Annotated in this window: 6 protein-coding genes; all 6 read right to left on the bottom strand. The window is 62.6% G+C overall.

Annotated features, from left to right (window positions below; all coding sequences use genetic code 11):
* Positions 1-202: hypothetical protein (locus EN749_RS38320; protein ID WP_128364707.1), on the bottom strand; the 202-nt coding region annotated here is incomplete at its 3' end.
* A 171-nt stretch (positions 203-373) separates the two neighbouring features.
* Positions 374-541 (bottom strand): 50S ribosomal protein L33, encoded by a 168-nt coding sequence (rpmG, locus tag EN749_RS32570; protein WP_006201775.1) that lies wholly within the window; start codon positions 539-541, stop codon positions 374-376.
* A 153-nt stretch (positions 542-694) separates the two neighbouring features.
* Positions 695-1,153 carry a hypothetical protein gene (locus EN749_RS32565; RefSeq protein WP_128364706.1) on the bottom strand — a complete coding sequence of 153 codons (459 nt, stop codon included), beginning with the start codon at positions 1,151-1,153 and terminating at the stop codon, positions 695-697.
* A gap of 109 nt (positions 1,154-1,262) precedes the next feature.
* Positions 1,263-2,441 (bottom strand): MFS transporter, encoded by a 1,179-nt coding sequence (locus EN749_RS32560; RefSeq protein ID WP_023810543.1) that lies wholly within the window; start codon positions 2,439-2,441, stop codon positions 1,263-1,265.
* 89 nt (positions 2,442-2,530) lie between these two features.
* On the bottom strand, positions 2,531-3,271 hold the full coding sequence (locus EN749_RS32555) for an NUDIX domain-containing protein (protein WP_128364705.1): 741 nt from the start codon (positions 3,269-3,271) through the stop codon (positions 2,531-2,533).
* Positions 3,272-3,357: 86 nt separating this feature from the next.
* Positions 3,358-3,651: DUF983 domain-containing protein (locus EN749_RS32550; RefSeq protein WP_128364704.1), on the bottom strand; the 294-nt coding region annotated here is incomplete at its 5' end.

Below are 3,651 nucleotides of genomic sequence, written 5' to 3'. Positions count from 1 at the left end.
AGGCAGGGGGTTCCGTGGAAGGCGCGGCGGGACTGTCAGGCTGAGGTGCAGGCGGTGCGGCCTCTTCCTCACTCAGAACCTGGTCAGTCCTGGCCTTGATCTCATCGGCCGTCTGCTGGCTTATCAGCCCGTTGCTGACGGCGAAGCCAGCAACCAGAGCGACAAGGGCTGCAATGATTGCAGCTTTCACCTTCTTCGACATCCATAGGCGCCTTGTTCATGACACCCAACCCACGGCGAAGGGTGCCGCAACCTTGGCGAAGGGTCAATCCTTTTGGCTGCAGTCTCTGCTCACGTGCAACGAAATCAACTGGTTACAAACGAAAAACGCCGCCCATTGGGCGGCGTTTCGGCATTGCAGCGGGAAACCAGATTACTTGATCTTGGTTTCTTTGAATTCGACGTGCTTCTTGGCGACCGGGTCGTACTTGCGGAACGACAGCTTGTCGGTCTTGGTGCGGCTGTTCTTGCTGGTCACGTAGAAGAAACCGGTGTCGGCGGTCGACAGAAGCTTGATCTTGATGTTTGCGGCTTTGGCCATGATATCAGTCCGTTTGTTCGTGGGGTTTTGGCCGCTGGAGCACGGGGAAACACCCGGACGCGGGAAACTTGGCGCGACACATAAAGAACGCGCCCGGAAAGTCAAGCCCGGCAAGCCTAGTGCGACCCGCCTGAGCCTGCTGGTGAACGGAAATCATGCGGTTTCCGTCGCCGGTGCAGCAACCTTCTTCCAGTCTCCGGTCGTGTTCCACCAGCGATTCGGATTGGCGCGGTCGTCCAGTCCCTTGGAACGGCTGGCGAGAATCGGCTGAATGCGGATCACCGGTTCCTGGTAGGAATGGGCCTGGAAAATCGCCTCGACGACGCGGGCGGCCAGCCCCTGGTCGTCCGGCAGTTCGAAGGAAACCTCGACCGTGCCGGGCCGCCGCCGCAATTCGGTTTCGGCACCGGCGGCCGCACCGTCAAGCGGCCTGTAGCGTTCGATGCCGTGCGCCGACTGATAGGCATTGCGGTCATATTTGCCCATGGCCAGCGGCGCAATCGCCACCACAGCATCCATGATGCGGTCGACGTCGGCGGCCGGAGCCTGGAAGGTCACGAGCAGAAGCAGTGTCATTCGTAGCGATGTGGTTTCAAAGCCGCTGTCGATCATGGAAGTGTCCTCAAGTGTTTTGGGACACTCTTTTAGCCCTGTGCTCCTGACACGGTTCTGTCAGCAGCCTGCCACCGTGCGCGCCAAATGCAGGCTGGCGGAAGTTGCGCTACAGCAGGATCTTGCGAACCAACCTGACGGCGACCAAAGCGATATAGGCGGCGAAGAACAGGCCGAGCGACCAGCCGAAGCCGGACGGGCCGAACGCATCCATGCCGATGCCGATCGCCTGCGGGCCGAGCACCATGCCGACACCGTAGCACAGCACGAAGGCGGCGTTGGCCGACGCCAGTTCATGGCCGGAAAGCTGCGAGCCGAGATGGGCAAGGCCGATCGTGTACATGGCAGCGACGACGCCGCCCCAGACGAACAGAAGCGCGGCCATCAAATGCCAATTCTGGGCGAAGAAGGGCATGAAGACGGTGCCGATAAGACCGACCGTGGCGCAGGCAATCAGCAGGTAGCGGCGATCGCTGACGCGATCGCTGATCATGCCGATCGGGATCTGCAACAACACATTGCCGAGGCCGATCATGGTCAGCAGAAGGGCCGCATCGGCCTCGGAATAGCCGATGCGGCTGCCATAGATCGGGAAGAGCGCAAAGCCGCCGGTTTCCACCGCGCCGAACACCAGCACGGCTGCGGTCGCCGACGGCACCAGCCAGATGTAGCGCAGGAAATTGCTGGTTTCGCCATCCGAGGCGATCGAGGGGCTCTCGTTGCGTGCTGCCAGCACGGGTATCGCCGCCAGCGTCACCAAGGCGATGATGACGCCGAACGGCCTGAAGCCGGAACTGCCGAGATGGGCGAACAGCCACGGTCCGGCGGCAAAGCCGAGCGACAGGACAGTGGCGTAAATGCCCAGCACAAGGCCGCGTCGGTGCGGCGGCGCCGAGGTGCTGATCCAGAATTCGGACAGGATGAACAGCACCGTCAGCGCGATGTGCAGCACGATGCGCAGTGGAAACCACATCCAGAAATCGGGTGCGAAATGAAAGCCGACAAAGGCCAGCGCGCCGGCGGCGATCATGGCGATCATGGTCCAGGCAACGCCGAACCGCATGGCGAGCGGAGTCGCCAGCGGCGCACCGGCGATCGAGGCGAGGCCGGCAACGGCGGTGTTGAGGCCGATCATCGAAGCCGAATGGCCGCGCGTTTCAAGGATGACGCTGAGCAGCGGCATGCCGAGGCCGATGGCGATGCCGACGACGCTGATCGACGAGATCGCCGCCACCATCGGCAGCCAGTGTACGCGTTCGTCGCCCTGTGGTTGGGTATCGACCGTCATGGGATGCTGAATACTCTGCCTGTTTGATCTAAGGAAAGTGCTGAGCGCTTTTCCAGGGAAAACCGCGTCACACTTTTCCTGGAATTGCTCTAGAGAAGTTCGCGGGTGAAGCGGCTGCGGACAAGCCGGTAGAAGGGCACGGGTCCGCCTGGACGCAACAGTGGATCATGGGCGAGGCGCTTTTCCAGCTCGTCCAGGATCATTCGGGTGATGTCGGGTATGTCGGCTTCCCTGGCCTTGGCGAGCGGCAGCCAGACCAGCTCTTCGAGCTCGTTGGTGGGACTGCCACCGGGCAGTTCGACGGCGACGTCGTCACGCCAGGCGCTGAAAAAGCGGGTGTCGAAGCGGCGCACGCGGTTGGGCGGCGTGATGGCGCGCGCAACGAAGCGCAGCATGTCGAGAGAGGGTTGCACGCCGTGTTCGGCAAAGCCTTGCCAATCGGACCTGGAGGTTGCGAAAGCACCCTTGCGGCCGATCAGCAGCCCGGCTTCCTCATAGGTTTCGCGGATGGCGGACAGGGCGATGGCGCGGGCTCGTGCGGCGCTTGTGCGGCCCGGTCCGGCGATCAGCCTGGCTTCCTGCTCCGGGTGCAATGCGGCGACGACCGGTATGCGGCTGTCGGCCGGATCGGTGCGGCCGCCGGGAAAGACGAACTTGCCCGGCATGAAGGCGTGGCCGGCATGACGGCGACCCATCAGAACCAGCACGTCATCGTCCTTGCGGTCGAGCAGGATGAGGGTTGCCGCGTCGCGCGGGCGAATTGGCCGGTCGCTATGAGCGATCATGCTCCGCTCGATCCTGTCGACTTCCGCCTTGGTCATACCGTCCATGCGCAGGACCTAGCGGAAACTTCTGGCAAGCGAAAGTGGCCTTTCACGGTCGGTATGTTGCGCCAGGCAGCATTCTTGGCTGCGGCCTAGGCTCCGGGATGCGGCTCGATCACGTCGTGCTCGCCGCCGAAGCCGTGCATATAGAAGGCCCATTGCAGTCCGATGACGGCACCCTTGATCGGCTGCAGCAACGCAACCGACAAAAGGATGGTCAGCGGAACCCAGATGGCGATGTGCTGCCATGTGGACAGCGTCGACGTGGCCTCAACGCCCATGAAGGCGCCCAGCACGACATGGCCGACGATGACGATGACCAGATAGGCGGGCAGGTCGTCGGCCCGGTGGGGATGCAATTCCTCGCTGCAGACACTGCATCTGTC

The sequence above is a fragment of the Mesorhizobium sp. M7A.F.Ca.ET.027.02.1.1 genome (genome assembly GCF_004022985.1).
Lineage (GTDB): Bacteria > Pseudomonadota > Alphaproteobacteria > Rhizobiales > Rhizobiaceae > Mesorhizobium.
The sequence above is the reverse complement of the archived record's forward strand: the minus strand, read 5'-3'. Positions and strand labels throughout refer to the sequence as shown.

What these genes read in the sequence shown, in the direction of transcription:
- rpmG (WP_006201775.1), bottom strand. Translation starts at nt 541, where the DNA reads ATGGCCAAAGCCGCAAACATCAAGATCAAGCTTCTGTCGACCGCCGAC.
- EN749_RS32555 (WP_128364705.1), bottom strand. Translation starts at nt 3,271, where the DNA reads ATGGACGGTATGACCAAGGCGGAAGTCGACAGGATCGAGCGGAGCATG.
- EN749_RS32565 (WP_128364706.1), bottom strand. Translation starts at nt 1,153, where the DNA reads ATGATCGACAGCGGCTTTGAAACCACATCGCTACGAATGACACTGCTT.
- EN749_RS32560 (WP_023810543.1), bottom strand. Translation starts at nt 2,441, where the DNA reads ATGACGGTCGATACCCAACCACAGGGCGACGAACGCGTACACTGGCTG.